Source organism: Vibrio penaeicida (assembly GCF_019977755.1).
In the GTDB taxonomy this organism is placed as follows: domain Bacteria; phylum Pseudomonadota; class Gammaproteobacteria; order Enterobacterales; family Vibrionaceae; genus Vibrio; species Vibrio penaeicida.
In genome coordinates, this window is the sequence record NZ_AP025146.1 from 24,457 (window position 1) to 41,034 (window position 16,578).

The 16,578-nt window shown below is 39.7% G+C and carries 17 protein-coding genes; 13 read left to right on the top strand and 4 right to left on the bottom strand.

Features of this window, described 5'->3' with window-relative positions; all coding sequences use genetic code 11:
• The first annotated feature begins 8 nt into the window (after positions 1-8).
• From LDO37_RS28920 to LDO37_RS28945, 6 genes are read left to right on the top strand one after another with little or no spacing between them, the layout of a single operon-like run.
• Positions 9-827 carry an ABC transporter permease gene (locus LDO37_RS28920; protein ID WP_126605893.1) on the top strand — a complete coding sequence of 273 codons (819 nt, stop codon included), beginning with the start codon at positions 9-11 and terminating at the stop codon, positions 825-827.
• 12 nt (positions 828-839) lie between these two features.
• Positions 840-1,232 carry a hypothetical protein gene (locus LDO37_RS28925; RefSeq protein WP_126605892.1) on the top strand — a complete coding sequence of 131 codons (393 nt, stop codon included), beginning with the start codon at positions 840-842 and terminating at the stop codon, positions 1,230-1,232.
• The gene (locus tag LDO37_RS28930; RefSeq protein ID WP_126605891.1) at positions 1,222-1,578 is read left to right on the top strand and encodes a hypothetical protein; all 357 of its coding nucleotides are present in this window, start codon (positions 1,222-1,224) and stop codon (positions 1,576-1,578) included. Before LDO37_RS28925 ends, LDO37_RS28930 begins: the two co-directional genes overlap by 11 nt.
• A gap of 35 nt (positions 1,579-1,613) precedes the next feature.
• Entirely contained in the window at positions 1,614-1,955 is a 342-nt protein-coding gene (locus LDO37_RS28935) for a hypothetical protein (protein WP_126605890.1), read from the top strand.
• Entirely contained in the window at positions 1,952-2,290 is a 339-nt protein-coding gene (locus tag LDO37_RS28940; RefSeq protein ID WP_126605889.1) for a hypothetical protein, read from the top strand. The genes LDO37_RS28935 and LDO37_RS28940 overlap by 4 nt, the downstream gene beginning before the upstream one ends.
• Positions 2,287-3,018, top strand: coding sequence for a hypothetical protein (locus LDO37_RS28945; protein WP_126605888.1), 732 nt, complete (start codon positions 2,287-2,289; stop codon positions 3,016-3,018). Before LDO37_RS28940 ends, LDO37_RS28945 begins: the two co-directional genes overlap by 4 nt.
• A gap of 37 nt (positions 3,019-3,055) precedes the next feature.
• Here the strand turns inward: LDO37_RS28945 and LDO37_RS28950 are convergent, their stop codons facing one another.
• From LDO37_RS28950 to LDO37_RS28965, 4 genes are all read right to left on the bottom strand, one after another.
• Positions 3,056-3,595, bottom strand: a complete 540-nt coding sequence (locus LDO37_RS28950) for a hypothetical protein (RefSeq protein WP_126605887.1) — start codon at positions 3,593-3,595, stop codon at positions 3,056-3,058.
• A 173-nt stretch (positions 3,596-3,768) separates the two neighbouring features.
• Positions 3,769-5,769: a replication initiator protein RctB domain-containing protein gene (locus LDO37_RS28955; RefSeq protein ID WP_126605886.1), complete on the bottom strand. Its 2,001-nt coding sequence runs from the start codon at positions 5,767-5,769 to the stop codon at positions 3,769-3,771.
• Positions 5,770-7,618: 1,849 nt separating this feature from the next.
• A complete protein-coding gene (locus tag LDO37_RS28960; RefSeq protein ID WP_126605885.1) occupies positions 7,619-9,316 on the bottom strand; it encodes a hypothetical protein in 1,698 nt (565 codons plus the stop codon).
• 54 nt (positions 9,317-9,370) lie between these two features.
• A complete protein-coding gene (locus LDO37_RS28965) occupies positions 9,371-10,054 on the bottom strand; it encodes a hypothetical protein (protein WP_126605884.1) in 684 nt (227 codons plus the stop codon).
• A gap of 106 nt (positions 10,055-10,160) precedes the next feature.
• On the opposite strand from LDO37_RS28965, the gene LDO37_RS28970 reads away from it, so the two are divergent.
• From LDO37_RS28970 to LDO37_RS29000, 7 genes are all read left to right on the top strand, one after another.
• Positions 10,161-10,550, top strand: a complete 390-nt coding sequence (locus LDO37_RS28970) for a hypothetical protein (protein WP_126605883.1) — start codon at positions 10,161-10,163, stop codon at positions 10,548-10,550.
• A gap of 110 nt (positions 10,551-10,660) precedes the next feature.
• Positions 10,661-12,874, top strand: a complete 2,214-nt coding sequence (locus LDO37_RS28975) for a hypothetical protein (RefSeq protein WP_126605882.1) — start codon at positions 10,661-10,663, stop codon at positions 12,872-12,874.
• A gap of 536 nt (positions 12,875-13,410) precedes the next feature.
• Positions 13,411-13,788 carry a hypothetical protein gene (locus tag LDO37_RS28980; RefSeq protein ID WP_185829688.1) on the top strand — a complete coding sequence of 126 codons (378 nt, stop codon included), beginning with the start codon at positions 13,411-13,413 and terminating at the stop codon, positions 13,786-13,788.
• A 58-nt stretch (positions 13,789-13,846) separates the two neighbouring features.
• Complete coding sequence (locus LDO37_RS28985) at positions 13,847-14,686, top strand: hypothetical protein (protein ID WP_126605880.1); 840 nt, start codon at positions 13,847-13,849, stop codon at positions 14,684-14,686.
• A 188-nt stretch (positions 14,687-14,874) separates the two neighbouring features.
• Complete coding sequence (locus tag LDO37_RS28990; RefSeq protein WP_126605879.1) at positions 14,875-15,222, top strand: DUF6404 family protein; 348 nt, start codon at positions 14,875-14,877, stop codon at positions 15,220-15,222.
• 86 nt (positions 15,223-15,308) lie between these two features.
• Positions 15,309-16,079, top strand: a complete 771-nt coding sequence (locus tag LDO37_RS28995) for a hypothetical protein (protein ID WP_126605878.1) — start codon at positions 15,309-15,311, stop codon at positions 16,077-16,079.
• A 91-nt stretch (positions 16,080-16,170) separates the two neighbouring features.
• Complete coding sequence (locus LDO37_RS29000) at positions 16,171-16,533, top strand: hypothetical protein (RefSeq protein ID WP_126605877.1); 363 nt, start codon at positions 16,171-16,173, stop codon at positions 16,531-16,533.
• Positions 16,534-16,578: the final 45 nt, after the last annotated feature.

Below are 16,578 nucleotides of genomic sequence, written 5' to 3' on the forward strand. Positions count from 1 at the left end.
ATGGTGCGATGTTATTTGAGTTATACAAATCACCAAATAAAAAAGTAAAAGTCATTCTGGCTGTATTGCCATTCATCATTGCTTTGGTTGCGTATCAAATGGGCTCAGACTTCCGACTGTCTGAAAATCCAAGAGACAAAATTCTACCAAGCTTTGCACAAATGGCTGACACTTTTGCCAATTTAGCGCTTGTCCCGGATAAGCGTTCCGGTGAAATTGTATTGCTCTCAGACATTCGCGCCAGCTTAACTAGATTAGTATCAGGCTTTGGTATAGCAGCAGTCGTATCATTGGCTTTGGGAGTGTTCATTGGGAGTTATAAAGGCATTTATGCCCTTACAAATCCTGCTCTAACCTTTCTTTCAATGATTCCACCTCTATCTCTATTGCCCGTACTTTTCATCGTTCTTGGAGTTGGTGAGACAGGTAAAATCGGTCTCATTGTTCTAGGCGTGACCCCGCTGATCACTCGAGACCTAATTCTATATATACGATCACTACCAGTTGAGCTTACTGTCAAAGCGCAAACTTTGGGACTGAACAGGTTTCAAATCGCGCTAAAGATCATGCTTCCTCTTACTTTGCCGAAGTTAATCGACTCAGTGCGCTTATCGCTTGGCGCTGGGTGGTTGTTCCTCATTGCTTCTGAAGCAATCGCCGCGCAAGCCGGTCTTGGTTACCGAATCTTCCTTCTAAGACGCTATCTAGCAATGGACGGAATTATTCCTTATGTCATTGTCATTACCACAATCGGTATTGCCTTGGACTTATCACTTCGCTTGCTACTTACGAAATCTAGTCATTGGTATTCATCACAAAATGGATAATAGAGTATCAACATGATTAATAACGATCCGCAATTACATAAAGCCCAAAGAGCCTATCAAACCACAGCAGACAGAAAGGCGCGCTACAAAGAAATGAGTGAATTATTAGGCTCAATGACTGGGTTTTCACTATTGGCATTGTGCATTTGCGCTGTTGTGTGGTTTTCAGGTAATCACGAAATAGACAAAGACGAGTACTCAACACTCATAAAAAACTACTCGTGTGAAACGGAGGAAATCTACAAGAAATTTTTCTTCGATGATGGGGTTATCACGTATGCCGAAATGGACCAAATACCAACTATAAAGCAAATGAAAGCCAAGAACTTCGTACTACAGAACGCTGAAGAGTGCAGTTTAGAACTGAATCACCTGCAATATATGGAGGCAACTAATGTGCGATAAACCATGGAGCATTGAAGAATATCACAGTAAAACTGCCTTAGACGAAAAGAAAATTCGTCGGTATCAAAAGGTGATTTATGGTTTGTATTTACCAGTCATTCTCGCAGCAATAACTGTAATTTGTTCCATGAATTACCATCAAATTTCTGAGCTTACATTTGAGGAATACGAAGAGATCTACGATTCAGTAAAGCAACTTGATTGCTTTCCAGATGATCTATTAGAAGCCATCGAAGATGGGAAAATAACGTATTTTGAGTCCATTTTTCTTAACAACCTAGAATCAATTGGGCACAAAAACAGGCTCCACAATCTGATGATTGATGGTAGCCAATGTGTTGATTAAATCACTCATACAATCAGCTCATAGGAGGAATCCCCGTGACGAACCAAGAGAGATTAGAAGTAGAACGTCTTAACAGAATGGATAGAACGCTAGGGCTATGGAATGGAGTTTTTTGCATAACTTCAATCATTGGCGCCGCGGTGTTCATAACACATTTAATGGAGTTATGGATGCCTATGGTTCTTGAGATTTCAGTACAAGATTACGGCCACGTTCAGGAATTAAACTCATGTTATTCGAGGCAGGCAATAACAAATGCCCTTAAAGACAACCGTATTACTTACTTCGAGTTTGTTGAACTCGGTTCAAAGGAATTGCACACGATAAAGTCAGAAATAATCGAAAAATCAATGCACTGTAAAGGTAAGCTGCAATGAAGACTGAAATAGAATTTGCTCGCTCAAATGTACGTGATACATGGGCAATGCTGAGAATAACTATCCTCTTAACGGCTATTTTCTCGGTAAGCGGCATTGTCGGTTTCACACAAACTGAAATCAGTCTGCGAACATATCAATCAATCGCAAAAGCTGTGGAGCCGATACAGTGTCTCCCACAAAGCATCGAAGACACATTACAAGACTACCGCATTTCCCAGTTTGAATACTTCAGAATTAAGAAAGAGGTAGAGGACCTTCTAAAAGTCGGTCTCAATGCGAATAACATTACCTCTAGTTGTCCGACCCCGTCACAAGTTAAGGAGGCACTTTGACAAACCAAGCAAAAAGAGAGTTATTCACTAAACGAGAAGGTCTCAATTTAATTGAGAGCATAGGCGGATTATTTCCAAACTGGAACCTTTGCGATCAGATTAATCTATACCCACTGCTCACCAAATCGCAGCTCGTAAACTATACATCGGTAGTCAATAAACACGAGGCCATAAGCTTTCAACTGCCAGCTAGATTCATTTCAGAACAGGGAGTGGAACGAGATGTGTCATTACTTGTCCATTTCTACAAATTTGACATCAGTACATCACGCTATCTTGTTAACCTGAGTTACACGAACCCATTCAACAACACCGAAGTAAGCGTTAGTAAGTACCAATATGTATTACAGACTTTGCCTCAATTAATACCCGATATGCTTTCTGATCTAGAAGAAAAAATCGGTAAGAAGATTGAGCTCTCAACCATCAGCCGCGATATCAGAGCAGACCACTTAACAGCGTTACGGATTTATTCAAAACGGTTAATCATTTACCGTGTAGGGGATAAGAACCTAGACATCTTAGGCAATGTTAAAGCTAATTCAGCTCTCTCTCTTCATGAAATACTGGAAAAGGTAGAAGAGGTAAAATGCACTCTTGTTGAAAAATACAAAGGTGACAAGCTCCATAGCAAACATGCTATTGAGTACATCACGAAAGAACTAACCCCATTCTTGGAAGAGATAGACCTTAACCAATTCAATTTCCCATTCATACCTCAAGACTAATCTTTCTCCTTGAGTGTTACGTGGTAACGCAGGGTGGTTATCTCAGTAACATGATCTCGTCTAAAGCTTGCTCAAATTCTTTAGCTTGCGTTACAGATTTAATAAATAACGGTAAGAAAGTAAATGAAGGCTGATAGTTCATGCCATTTTCCTTTATGACAAGATTAGAGGCCCGCATTTGATTATAGGTTTTCAGCATTGCTGTGACCGTTCTAGTCGTGATGCCAAATTTTGAAGCAATACTCTTTCGAGCCAATTTACCACGAAGCTGAATTTCACACTCCAAGAAGCTCAAAATCGGGGATTGATGCTCATGCAACAATTCGATATTGGCAATGAATCGCTCAGCGTCCTGAACACTTAGGTTTTTATTGAGGGGTGCCAAATCATTAAGTAGCCAGGTATGGGTCTTGCGACAATAATTAATCGTAGAAGGGTAGAGCTTATTGAAAGCACCAATTTCTTTCCCTGCCGTTTTCTTGGTTACTCCAAACACTTTGACGATATCAAAAGCGTTTATTCTTCCTTTCACAACCAGTCTAGATTCGATGTAAGTGTTCAAGCCTAGCAACTTCATTCCAATTTTCCCTATCAGTACGTTCAGTACTAATAAGCGAAAACAGTTGTTGAGAAACACTAACGTTAAGTCATTGAATTTAATGCAAAAAAATATCGCACCCATTTTACTGAATGCGATATCCCAAAATTTTCGTTATGAAATCTTAGTTAGATTGGAGTCTTCTTATGTTCTTAAAGTGGTTCTTCATCGTACAAACTAGGGTCTTTATCCAAAAGATCTGAATAGACCTGCGCCGCAACGTATTCAAGATTACCTTCGCACCACTTCTTAATGTTATTTAAGCGATACGATTTAACGGAGTCGAGCAATTCTTGTACGGTCAGGTTCATATTAAAGTTGATCGCAATGTACTCCTTCAATTGAAAGAACAGCTGTTCATCAACAACGAGGGAACCATAGCTAACCATCTTGAGCTCTTTTTGAAGTTTCAGCAAAGTAGCCATTGCTATATCTTCTTCAACATCGATGTACATAGACATGATATGGCTTATCTTCTCTAAGTGGTCAGTAGAATCATAAGCGCTAAGCAAGTACTCTCCGCCACCTATGGTGAACTTTTTATAAAGAGCAGAGCGTCTGGTCGATGCAATGATAAAGTCGCGTTTTAGATCATTGGTGAAGACCTTGATTTTGCTATTTTGAATCGTAGATTTTACGGTTTCCTGATTACCATAGATTGGGTTAGGTAAAGTAGGGGCATTTAAGTCACCTTTACTCTCATCATATTTGGCCCCGGTCAGCTGAATCATCTCTTCAGGATCAACAACAACATATACCAATTTCTCACCATCTGGATTTGTTCCAAATCTTAGGTGATAGCCACATAAGTTATATTGAAAGCTAGAATCATTAACTAAATTTGAATGTTCATCAAACTTATAAAGCCTATCTAGATCTTTAAGCAGCTCTCTTTGCAATTGAGCAGCTGAACCCATGTAAAACATCTTCTCTTTAACTGTTTCAAGCAGAAGTGAGTCCTTTTCAACTCTCTCTCGGCGTAGGGTTAAGTAAAATAGGAAGGTCAACGGATTGCCAATAGCAATTTTAGATGGAATACCAAACAGTAGTTTTAAATCGGAAAGCTCAGTGATGATTGTTTGGTGTAACGTAATAATAAACAGTGAAGGTTTAGTTGTTAGGTTACCATTATTATCATACTTTGGAGCAATAGAGGCATTTGTCTCTAGACCAACAATGTATTGAAAGTCTTTAGTTTTAAAAGCCTTAGATCTGTTATCAAGTGTTTGGCCTAAAAGATCTGACCAATTATAAATCGTTTCACGAAGCTCCAAGATGCTACGGTAGATAGAACTTCTCATCGGCCCACTGTCAGTGACACCAAGAATGTTCATTAAATGCACCATCTTAATCGGGACAGAGATCTCCTGAAAAGCTTTCTCATACCTTTTGGTTCTTAACATTTTTGCATTAAAAGCAATAGCTAGATTAAGAATTGCATTGAGTACCTGAAACGCAAATTGAGTAGTAATTTGGGTATGAGCTCGCGCATCGATTTCATACTTGGCAGTTACGTTGTTACCAGATCTATGAGTAAAGACTCTCTTATCAGATCGTTTTCCGACAGCTGTTTTTGGAGCAAGGGCTAAAAACTCAACTGGTATTACTTTATCGTGGTAGTACCAGCCTGTTGGCATCATATGTTGTTGAACTTCGACATCTTCATGACTAAGTTTGTGTTTTGATAGAAGAGAAGTGACACTTTCACGTGAGCTTTTATCATTAGAATTTTTGCTTGTATCTAGCTTTAGAGAAGATGCTGAAATTGCCAAGAGTTCTGGAGTACTAAACTCATACACAGTGATACTATGTTCATTGGTGCCATTATAAGAACATGGAATACTTTTCAATATGCCTTTGTTCAGAAAGTCAGCAACGTAAGCTCTCAAAGAGGCTGGTGGCGTTTTATAAAGCTTGGTTATTTCATCAAAAAGAACAGTGTTAGCAACAGACTTATTGATGTGCTTAGCTGATGCTGACAATAAATAGTGAAGAACTATCTTAGCTTTTGGGGCAAGTTTAAGTTTAGCTTCGTACTGGTCAATGACGGTTAAGAGATCTACCTCATGACCTAAGTAGTGGATGAAAGACTTCTTTCGTTTAACGGATTGTATTTCATTTAGATCAATTAGATCCACTAACTCAATTGTCATCAGTCCATCACTGTTAGGTTCGTATGTTATGAATACTATCACCGATCATAAAATTTTCAACTTCCAGTTGGTGAGCTTGAAGAACGGATCGTCTAATAATCTTTAAACTATGTTTTATTTTTGTTTTTTAGATGATTAGAGATGATATTCATTGATATACGGTCATGGGATTGAGAAGTTAAGGATTGAAGTCTGTATGATCTTACACTTCAAAGCAGCCATGGATTATCTCCTGTAAGTCATTGCTTTCTATTGGTTAAGCATAATGCTGATATGATCGTACGGTCTCGGGATTGATGGATAGCTGCAATGTATAGTTTTAGTCACGTTTTAATGATCTTACGAGTGGTTAGATACGATCTTACGGGACACCTCAGAAGATCTTACGCTTGGGTATATTTGATCTTACGATTGCGTGCTTATGATCTTACGGTTGTTTTCAACAGGTTATACGCAAAATCATAGGTTAGGCACAGGTTGTTCAATTAATGATCTTACAATTCAATCAAGGTTGCCAATTTAAAAGTTCAAATAAAACAGTCACTTAAATTGACTTTCATCGTTGATCATTCACTTGTTTTAAAAAATGTGATTTAGATCACCTATGAGGCTTATTCAGAGTGTCTAAGTTTCTTTGTATAAATGCCACTTGGAGGTGTTTAGTGCAATGGGCATCTATCTTTTAGTTTCATCGCTGATTAAACCGTGATTTGAGTCGAGTTTTTCTAGCGTATCTAAATCACTGTGTTTGCTACGTTTTTATTTGTGCTGTCTAGCCCTTATTCTATGGGTGTTTGTTCCGTAAATTTAGGTAGGTCAGTCTAGCGTATGCCGCTTCTTAGTTGATAGCTGACAATTCATACAAGACATCCTTACCAGCTATAGTTTCTTGGTCAAAATGAACCGAAGGATCATATCTCATTCCATGCCTGTCAGTTCCGTTAATAGTAAAGACCTGAACTAGCGTATGAAATTTAAACAGAATTTTTGCATTTACGCTCATGTTTATCTTCTTTCGATTGGCAATAAGTATCAATTACCTCCACTTTGCTCAAATTTGAAGCATCCCTAGCCAATTTCTTCATGCCTGTTGTTTCCGTAACCTTAGAAATTGCTTTCTAGCGTATTGTAGAGTTGTACTGGCCTGCCGGGACGTTCTGAAGAGGTTACCCGTTAAATCAACCGTAAGATCAAAACAAATGGGCTGTTAAGGTTCCATGCCTGTGACTCCAGTAATTTTGATTTCTTGTTTATAGCGATAGCTTTTTAACCAAATATTCATCGCTGATTCGTCCGTAAATTTGGCCGTTAATTCCTAGCATAAGAATGAATATCTAATTGGTGAGCAATTTCAATGCGTCAGATCATCCGTAAGATCATATCTTGTGATGAAATTTTCATGCCTGTAAGTTCCGTTACTGAGCTTTGAGTTTTATAGCGTATGAAATTTAGTCAACAGATCCGGTTCCATGTCATATATTGCTCTTATGGAAAGAGAATTTGAGCAAATTTAGACTGTAAGCATGTAAGAAAATGGCCACTGGCGCGATATTGCTCATCATGACTCCATTAACCGTAAGATCTTATCCTTTATTTGTTCGCTAGGTATTCGTATCGATCTTACGGTTGGGTGCATGTTTGTGTCTTTATCAATCGATCATCCAACCGTAAGATCGTTAGTTTTTGGTGCTAATCTCATCGCTGTTTGTTCTGTATATTTCAAATGAATATTCTAGCGATACAGTAAGGTACTGATATTATTGAGTTTACGTTTTTGTTCTAGGGTTGGAGGTCATGCCTGTAAAGACCGTTAGTTTTGAGAGTTTTCAATAGCGTATAACCGCTATGACTAGCCAAGCATTGATGAGAAAAGCATGCCTTGTTGCGGGATATTCTTAGCTCGGTAGTTGAGAATCCTCAATGCCTCAAAGCGTAATTCCTTACTGTGCATGGAAGCAACGTTCACGAAAGGTAAAAATCGCTCCCAACGTTTCACCTTTAGTGCTTCGAGTATTGCTGTAGCTACAGCTTTATCACTTACGAATATTGCCAATTTTTCCAATTGCGTCCCATTGAGCTGACTCATAGCTGCATCGACTACATGCTCGCCTAAAATCACGCTTAACTTAAAAGCAAACTCCTCGGGTTTTTTGCCCATATCTTGGTAGAAATCACGGGTTACTAACCCTGCTCGTTGTGGGTGGTGTAACTCCGAATGCAAGTTATGGTTTTGAAATGTGGAACTTGATAGCACCTTGGCGCGCTTATCTGCTTCTTTAATGTGTGGTTTAAGTCTCTCTGCAGCCCGACCCTTTTTACCATCTTTAGTCTGGTAGTATCCGAATACAGACACTGTTCTTCCTGCGTCTAGTGAACATTTCACATTATAGATTTGAGAGAGCATCAGTCTGGGCTTTAACTTAGAACTCGCACTAAACTCCGACATTCCCAAAAAATGAACCGCTTTGAAAGCTGGACGCTGTTTGCCGTTAAGACTCACTTTGAGACGAAATAAAGACTCGATTTTGTCTAGTGATAGCCTCAGATCTGCATTTTTGTTTTGGAGGCAGGGAACACCAAGAACGATGTTCTTGTGGCAGTTGAGCAGCTCCACAAGTTCTTTGATGATTTCAAATGGGTAAGTTTTGTGGATTGGCAATATCAATTTACAACGGCTCAAAAGAAAGAGAATGCTTTGTCGGTTTTGCCTTATCAGTTTAATTGCATGACTGGGATTGAATGGACTGTCTGGGATCACTAAGGTGATATTCTTTGCTGTTTTTTGAGTCACATTACGGATGATTTTTTCGTACTCTTCAAACACAAATCCAGTATCGACATCTTGCCCAACTGCGAGCTTTGAAACTATGCCATTGTCGATGAATACCGGTACCGATTCAGCGTACTTCAATATCGCATGCAACAGGTCGAGATTCTTTTTGGTGTTGACATAATGCAATGAGACTCCTACGGGATTCGCATGTTGACAGTATGCTAGCTCTTCAACATTTGACACCCCACTTCGATAAATTCGGTAAGGGTAGGGGGTGGAGTGCATACTCACCAGAACGCGCTTTAAGGCCTCGGTTAAGGAACTATCTTCGCGCTCGCTAAAGACGTAATATTTTCGAAACTTGCTCAAGTAAGCTTTAAATCGGCCTTTTGGAAAGCATGCTTCAAGTATATTGAGCTGCTTTTTAGCTAGAAAAATGTAGATGTCTCTATCGGTGTCTATCAGCTTTTCAAGGTCATTGGCGATCGCAGTTTTATGCGCCTTTAGGTATTTTCGAATGGCTGCTTTGTCGTCTGGTATCTCGCTGAAATCTGACGGCATAATGTTCAGGGAGTTACGAAGAAGCCCGTACTTACCAGACAACACCAATACTTGCGCCTTGGCCTTGTTAGTCGATATCTCATCGAAAACGGTTCTGTGAGTAGGGCTACCCTCATCAAAACCACCAATCAGTAGGATTGGTGGCTTTGGCGCGTAATCAGTGGGGGTCAATGAAAGCATAATCATTACAAGCGTGTTGTTGAATACACTCATTTCAAAACATAAAGTCTTCCCGACAAGCACATTGCTGATAGCTAATCTCTCGAATCAGAGATACTTCATTATTGGTAAAAGGGACACGAGCAATGAACCCAGAAAGATTGGAAAATGCAATACAACTGGTTCGTACTTCATCATGCGGCGGAAAAGACAAAATAGACTGATTGAAAACATGGCGATAAATCCAAGTTTTTCAATCACGCTATGCACGATGAAGTTAGACAATTGCTTATCAAATAGCGCTAATTGGATATCTGCTACCGGCTTAAAAGAAGGGTTAATTGTCCGGTCGCTATCTTGGATGATACTCAACTCCCATGCCTTTATTTCCTCTTGGATTATTGGTAAGTCATCAAGTCTTTTTTGCATAAGCGACAGTTCGTAATAAGGGTACTTTAAGTCTGAATTTACTTTCCCCTTTGAATACCCATAGAGCTCAAGGGCATCTGATTTGGGTGTTAATGTGGCGAGTAGGTCATATGAGTTTTCGTTGCGATTTCGTACTTCAACTGAAATCCACGCTGTTGAGGTATGGCTTTTAATTTTTGAAACGGACTCGGCTATCTCATAGTCGTCTGAAATGAGCATAAAACATCGAGAAGAAAGCAACACGAGCACCGAAGCGGCTATTAAGGCCCAGCTCAGTTTCTGCCTGAATCTGAATCCAATCATTCTAAGTAACACAGCTTTGAATCGGCGAGTCATGTTGTGAGGTGATCTGATAGTTCTCATCGTGGTTTGGTTCCTTGAGGGTGAATTACACCTAATAAGCGAAACACTCCCATCGCTGATTATGTTTTCGCTATTACTTCTGAATACGACTTAAACTGAGGTTTCTATGAAGCAAAGGAATAGTGAATATGATGGTGGTGAAATGAACTTGACAGAAATGACCGACAAGCAGCTTCAAGGATTAAACATTTCACCAGAGATGATTGAAGACAGGCGTAGAATAGAACTCAAATCACTTTGGTTGGTTACACTATTGAAAGCGAGCTGGTGGGTAAAGAATACGATAGTCTTCCAAGTTGCATGGATGCTAATAGTCAGCCTCGTTCCACTACCAATCGAAGTTACGTTTATTTTTGTACCATATCTAATGAGCTTAGCGACTATAAATCTATTGATGTTAGTCGTATGGAAATGGCCGGACCGGACTGAAATTGAAAGTCTCATTAGGTGCGATATTCAAGAAGAACTGCATAAAAGGCAGTCATTTGAAGCATAAGGAATCAAAAATGCGGCTTAACACAAAAGTAAACCATTCACCGTATTGAAATGAGACAACTCCTCATGCAAACTTTCTGGTTCATAAGGATATGAAGGATTTTGTATATTATGGACTTCTACGACCCATATTCCCCAAAACTAGAAACTGATCTATCACACAGTAAAAATAATCGCATTGAGCAAAATACGAAGTTACCAGTCGTGCGTAGAAAAGTCGCGGGCTTTGATATGTGGTTACCCGTAGGAGTTACTTTCAATAAAAGTTTGAATCTATTCACAGCTCGTAGAATTATTCGTGGGGAAGTGCTAATTAATAAGTCTTTTGTCACGCCTAAATCAGATACAAAGCGAACTAAGGCCGATTACGCTACTGCTGCTGTTCAAGCTATTAAGACGATGTATAAATCCCACCAAGAGAGGCCAGTTGCAACTGAATCTCCAAAGGGTTTAAAGAGAGGTCGGAAGGCAAAGCAAAATTCAATTAATGTCAGTATTGTAAGCCTAAAACCCAAAAAGAAAACGGTTTGCCCTGCGCTTATTTTTAAAATCCGAGTTACTTTGAATGGCATCAGAAAAGATATTTCTCGATCCATAAATCTACGTGACTTTGACCTAGAAACGGTTCTTGGTAAGTACGCGGCGATGAATGAACTTGTTCCAACCTGGCTTGCCGAAAAACGAAAGCCAAGAAGTAACGAACTGAATAACCTCACGCCCCGAACTCCCAATGATGACCAAAGAGCTTTGGCACTTAAAGACATCAGAACCGCACTGAAATTTCTAAAAGATAATTACGCCGAGAAAAAACGATTCGTACAGGTTGAAGTCAGTGACGAACAAAGTCTGATTTTAGGCAACTCTAACATCGTTGTTCAGCAATCGTCTTTTTCAGGGGAAAACGATATATACACTGATGTTGTAGAGCTACTGCGTATTTATGCAGAAAAGAACTTTCAAAATATCGATCATGATGTTTACAGCTGCACTAAGAAGATTCAACCCACTACGGGTGTTCCAGGTTTAATGGTATCCATCGACAAGCGCCGACAGGCGATTGTTGTTCAAGCAATACTAGGAAAAAAAGAGTCAGGGAGCTATCTAGTCAAAGAATATTCAGTGAAAGCGCATGGTGTTAAAGGGGCTTTCACCAAAGCGATTGATACCCACTTTGAAGCTTTCAACTTAGAGACGCATAATTCTGTCAAAAATCGCTTGTACTCAACATTTATTGGGCATCTTGTTCAAGTAGTACCGAAAAGTCTACTTCAACAAATTTCCCAAGAAATCCCATCAATCGTGGCTACGGTCGTAAAAGGATCTGTAGAGCTTTCTGATACCATCAATAATGTTGAACTGCACCGCCAAAAGGTCCTCAATACACCGGACGAACGAACCGGCACTATTGGTATGAAGCTTCGGGTGTCTAGAACTAGAGCTCGATTACATGGATTGATAGGCTTTGACGAAAAGACAGGGCCGATATACCGACGATACGCATTGGACACACATGGTATAAAAAAGGCGTTCTATCTGGCCAAAGAAACGCATATAGAGAGCTTTGATTTACCAAAACTTTCAAAAGATGAGTTAGATGATGCTTACCGTCATTTCTTCAAATCAGTAACGACTAATGTCTCCAGCGACCTTCATTTCAAGTTCAATAAAGGCTACTTAAACGAAGCTCCTCAGGCTATCAAAGAGGAAGAAAAACCCGAGTTGACACGTTCAGAGCGTCGTAAGCTCGGCATAACTCAGCTAAAGCAGCTTAATAAGAGATTAACCCTGCTTAAAGAGTCAAAAGATTACCTTACTGATGATTATTCGGACTTCGGCTTTGAGTCGCCGTTAGAGTTTAATTTCCTAGCTAATTGCACTGGCTGTGGTGAAAAGCCGGTTGAATCAAGAATCGAAGATCAACATACCGTTAGTTGTAATACTTGCTTTACCAAGAAAGTCACTTCGGACTCGAACTTTAAAGCTCGTTCTGCTTGGGCATTGCTCAATTGGCAGGATGTGAGTGTTAAGAGAATCCCGCATTTTTATCTAAACAAACGCTCTTTAGCCGCAAACAAAGCTTACCTTGAACGTGTTCTTTCATTTATTAAGGTCGAACTTGAAATCGCGTCAATAAGAACGCAAATTCACCGCTTGGCAATAAAGCATAACGTGAAAGAAATGAAAATGAAGAAGCCGGGTCAAGGCTTCCAAACAAGACTGGCAGCATACCTAGAGTGGGCAAAACTTGCCGAACTAATTATCAAACGAGACTTATCAACCTCCTCGGTCTACGGTGAACAATACGCTACATCAATCAATATTTGACGGCGTTTACTCAGCCCTCACGAAAAGGAAAATCTCGCCATGAAAGGACGTTGCCCAAATTGCAATACTGAGTCTGAGTCGATTCCTCTGAGTAAAAAGTGTTCTCAATGTGGGGGTTTCTCAAACGATTGGTTTGTTTATGATTGGGTAGGTTACAGCAGATACAAGAGACTAATGATTTGGGGTAATTGGGTTGTTTTGGCATTGTGCTCTGCTAATTTTTTGACAATTGTTCTAGGCTCTGCCGATCCAATTCAGTGGCTATTTTGTTTGCTCATTATTCCATCAACAGTGAGTTTAATTAATTCCTATCAGGCAATCGCTAACCCTGAACACTATGATGGGCATCGTTTAAAGGATTTAAGCTCATGGTTTCCTTATTTGTAAAGGGCTAACAAACAATTTATGAATGATTACGAAGATTTGGCAATTTGGGTTCAAGCTGGCTTTCATGATTATAGTGTTCCAATTGAGTATAGCGGCTGAGTAATTCACAACTTATTTGGGCGTTATGCGACTCACAGAAGGAATTTCAAGTGGAAGAATTAATTGATGAATTAGTTGCTGGTGGCTACGAAGTATCCGGCAGCAATTCAAGCATTAGAGTGAAAATGGGGGGATTAACGGGTAAGGCGATTATTCGGAAAAGTGCCTATTCAAACACTTTTGTTTTGTCGAGTCATACTTGGACTCAGCTTATCGCTTTGACAATTGCGCTTTCTTCAATTCTATCGTCGATTTATAGCCAATGGGGGCAGGCAGAGTTAAGTAGTGCAATGTGGTTTAGTTTTTCGGTTGGCATTCCCGTGGTGATAATGGGTTTTGTATCCGCAATTATTGCTGAAATTCATTTGCTGCCTGTTCGAAAGATCGTAAGAATAGCCAATTCCAAGTTATCACCACCAGCTGCATAACAAACATTTCAAGTATATTCGCAACGATCGGCGCTATGTATTACTCAAGGTATTTTGAATGAGTGAATCCAAAACCATAAGAAAACTCAAAAATGAGCTAATTAAAACAATGCCTTACTTTCCAAATACGAAAGAAGTGAAGGAAGAGCTAGAAGCTCAAAGTTGGAGCTCGGTATTGTTTCATTACTTGAATTGGTCGGCTCGTCTGATACCTACTAGAAAACGAAAAGTAGCTATAAAACCTTATCTAACTATGGACTCAAGGTGGTCGGAATGTGAAGCCGATGTACTTCGTATCTTAACGAAAGCGTCTTTGGGGCATGATCTGACAGATCATTTGTCTAATAGTGTGCTGTCAAAAGGGTATACATCGAAAGAAAATATTCAACGCCATAATGACTCATGGCTGGATAAAGACCAAATACTAAATACAAAAGGTTTTTATCATCTGCACTTGAAATCAGGAAAGTCGAACAAGGGTAATATAGTACTATTTGTACAAGTTACTCGTAATGAACTAACGGCTGTAGCATTATTTGATCACTCTGTATTTGACTCTGGTTCTCCAGTGTTGTCACCCGAGAGAGAAAGAATGACGCGTATATATGATGACATCATTTCTGAAGATTTGGCTCCCGGTTCTGTGTATATGTCACATCCGATAACAACCTCTGGGCATCCGATATTTTTGCACTCTATGGCACAGCAGTACATACATGTGATTAATCAAGTTGATAGCAGATTGAACGACTCAGCATTTCATAGTGAGTTGTATGAGGGTAATGAACATCCAATACCAAAAAAGCCAAAGTTTTGCTGGCACATTGAAGGGCTAGATCTTGGGGTCTATGAATCGAAAACTCATCATTTTTTCATTTACAGATATGGTCACATTTAATTCTAACAATCGATTTAGACAGATCGCCACCTTTTGTATTCTGAGCTCTAATCAAGTTTTGGCCTGTTAGGTGGGTGCTCTATTCATAACTTACTATGGGCGTTAAGAGCATTTCTGTTATTTTTGAAGTATCTCGAAGTGAATAGGTGCCTAGTTGTGTATTCTTCTCCATGTTTTGGAGGAAGAACATGAGCTATGAAAGGAAGTTAGAGCGTGCATTTAGCGAGCTAGAAACTGCTCGGATCTGGAAGTGCAATTACAACCCAATGTTGCACCAATGGCTTAGGAAAGCCGGTTTCAAGTTGAGGCCACCATTCTATGTCCCGTTCTGGCGTAATTTATGGGTTCGTTTCGTTGAGAGCTTCATATTCTTTTTTACGCTAATGTCTTTGCTTGGATCTTCGCGAGCTGAAGCCTCCGAATTTCATCCACTTTATGAATCGTTGGTGGCAAGCTCATTTTACACAGTGATCATGTGTTTGTATTACCTTTGGACGTCCAAGCGGTGCGATTTGAGTGATTGGGATAGGCTTTAGTGATTGCGACCAAGTTTTAAGTTTGTGTGGTGGTTTTACTCACAGCAAATTGAGCGATAAGTGTTTCAACAAGCGTAGGTATAATCATGGAAGAATCTACAATCAAGAACATTGATCAAATGATCGAGAGTATCGACAAGTACAAGCTTCCAATATTTGATGAACACTTTGCTCGTAGGAGCAAAGAAAACGAAGTAAACCTCGTTAACCCCGACGGTCTGCTCCGTCATTTAGCAACCCTAGTTGTATATAGTCAGCAAGCTAGGTCAAAAAGTGTTGGACAGATAATACATAGTGGTGCACTCGATAAGGCGTTCCTCAAATTTAAGGTAACAGAGGTCTCAAAATTAAACCCTTGTGATGTGGTAGATGCTCATTGGCAAAACATAAAAGGTATTCGTCAGCAGACAAAAGTCTTTCACATCGTCATGCTTGCCAGAAAAATTTCAAAGATAAGTGAACTGCTAGTGAGCTCTTCTATCCCAAAAAGCATTATGACCGATTCTGACTTAGAAGCCTTTTGGGTAGGTTTTCAAAACCTTAAAAAAGAGTTTGAAAATAATAGTGTTCCCTTTTTTAGAGGAACAACATCACTATTACATTTACTGACTTCATTGGGCTATGACTGTATAAAGCCGGATTCTGCAGTGATTAAGGCTGCTCGAATCTTGGAGTTTCTAAAAACAGAAAAGCCCCCTACTGATAAGGAATTGATTGGTGTGGTGAAAACGATACAGTCATACTCTATTTTAACCCAAAGAATCAAACCTCCTGTGCTTGACCTGTATTTGCTTGTACTCGGTAAGCAAACTGAAGCCTCTGAATTTGTCTCAAGTTCATACTATAAATCCACATAGCAACCTGACTTCAAGATGGTTTAACTGAATGGTAGCGTTGCTCATTTCTTAACGCGGCGCGATACGCTATTACACATAATAAGGAAATTATATGCCAAGAGGCTACACAAGCATTTCATTAATTGGTGGCAGTTTAGATGGAGAAGTCATTGAAAATATGTCATTGCGAGGACTGCCAACGACTCTTAGTTTTCAGCGTGAATCACATTTTGTGGAAAATGGTGATGGTAGCGTGTCAGTGGTTGAGGGCGAACTATCCAACCATTGGATTTCCTATGTGTGTGAAGTCTATGAAAAGGAACCGAATGAAAAGCATAAAAGTGGGATGAAGTACTCTTATAAAGAGGCTGTGTCCATTGAAAGGTGTAAAGCTAATACGAAGCAAGGCAAACGTTGCCTAAAGCCTGCTAGACTCGGCTCTGACTATTGTAGCGTGGTTCATGAACCAGATTAATTCGCGTATGACTAACAATTTTTGAACCTCACTCACACCTTAATT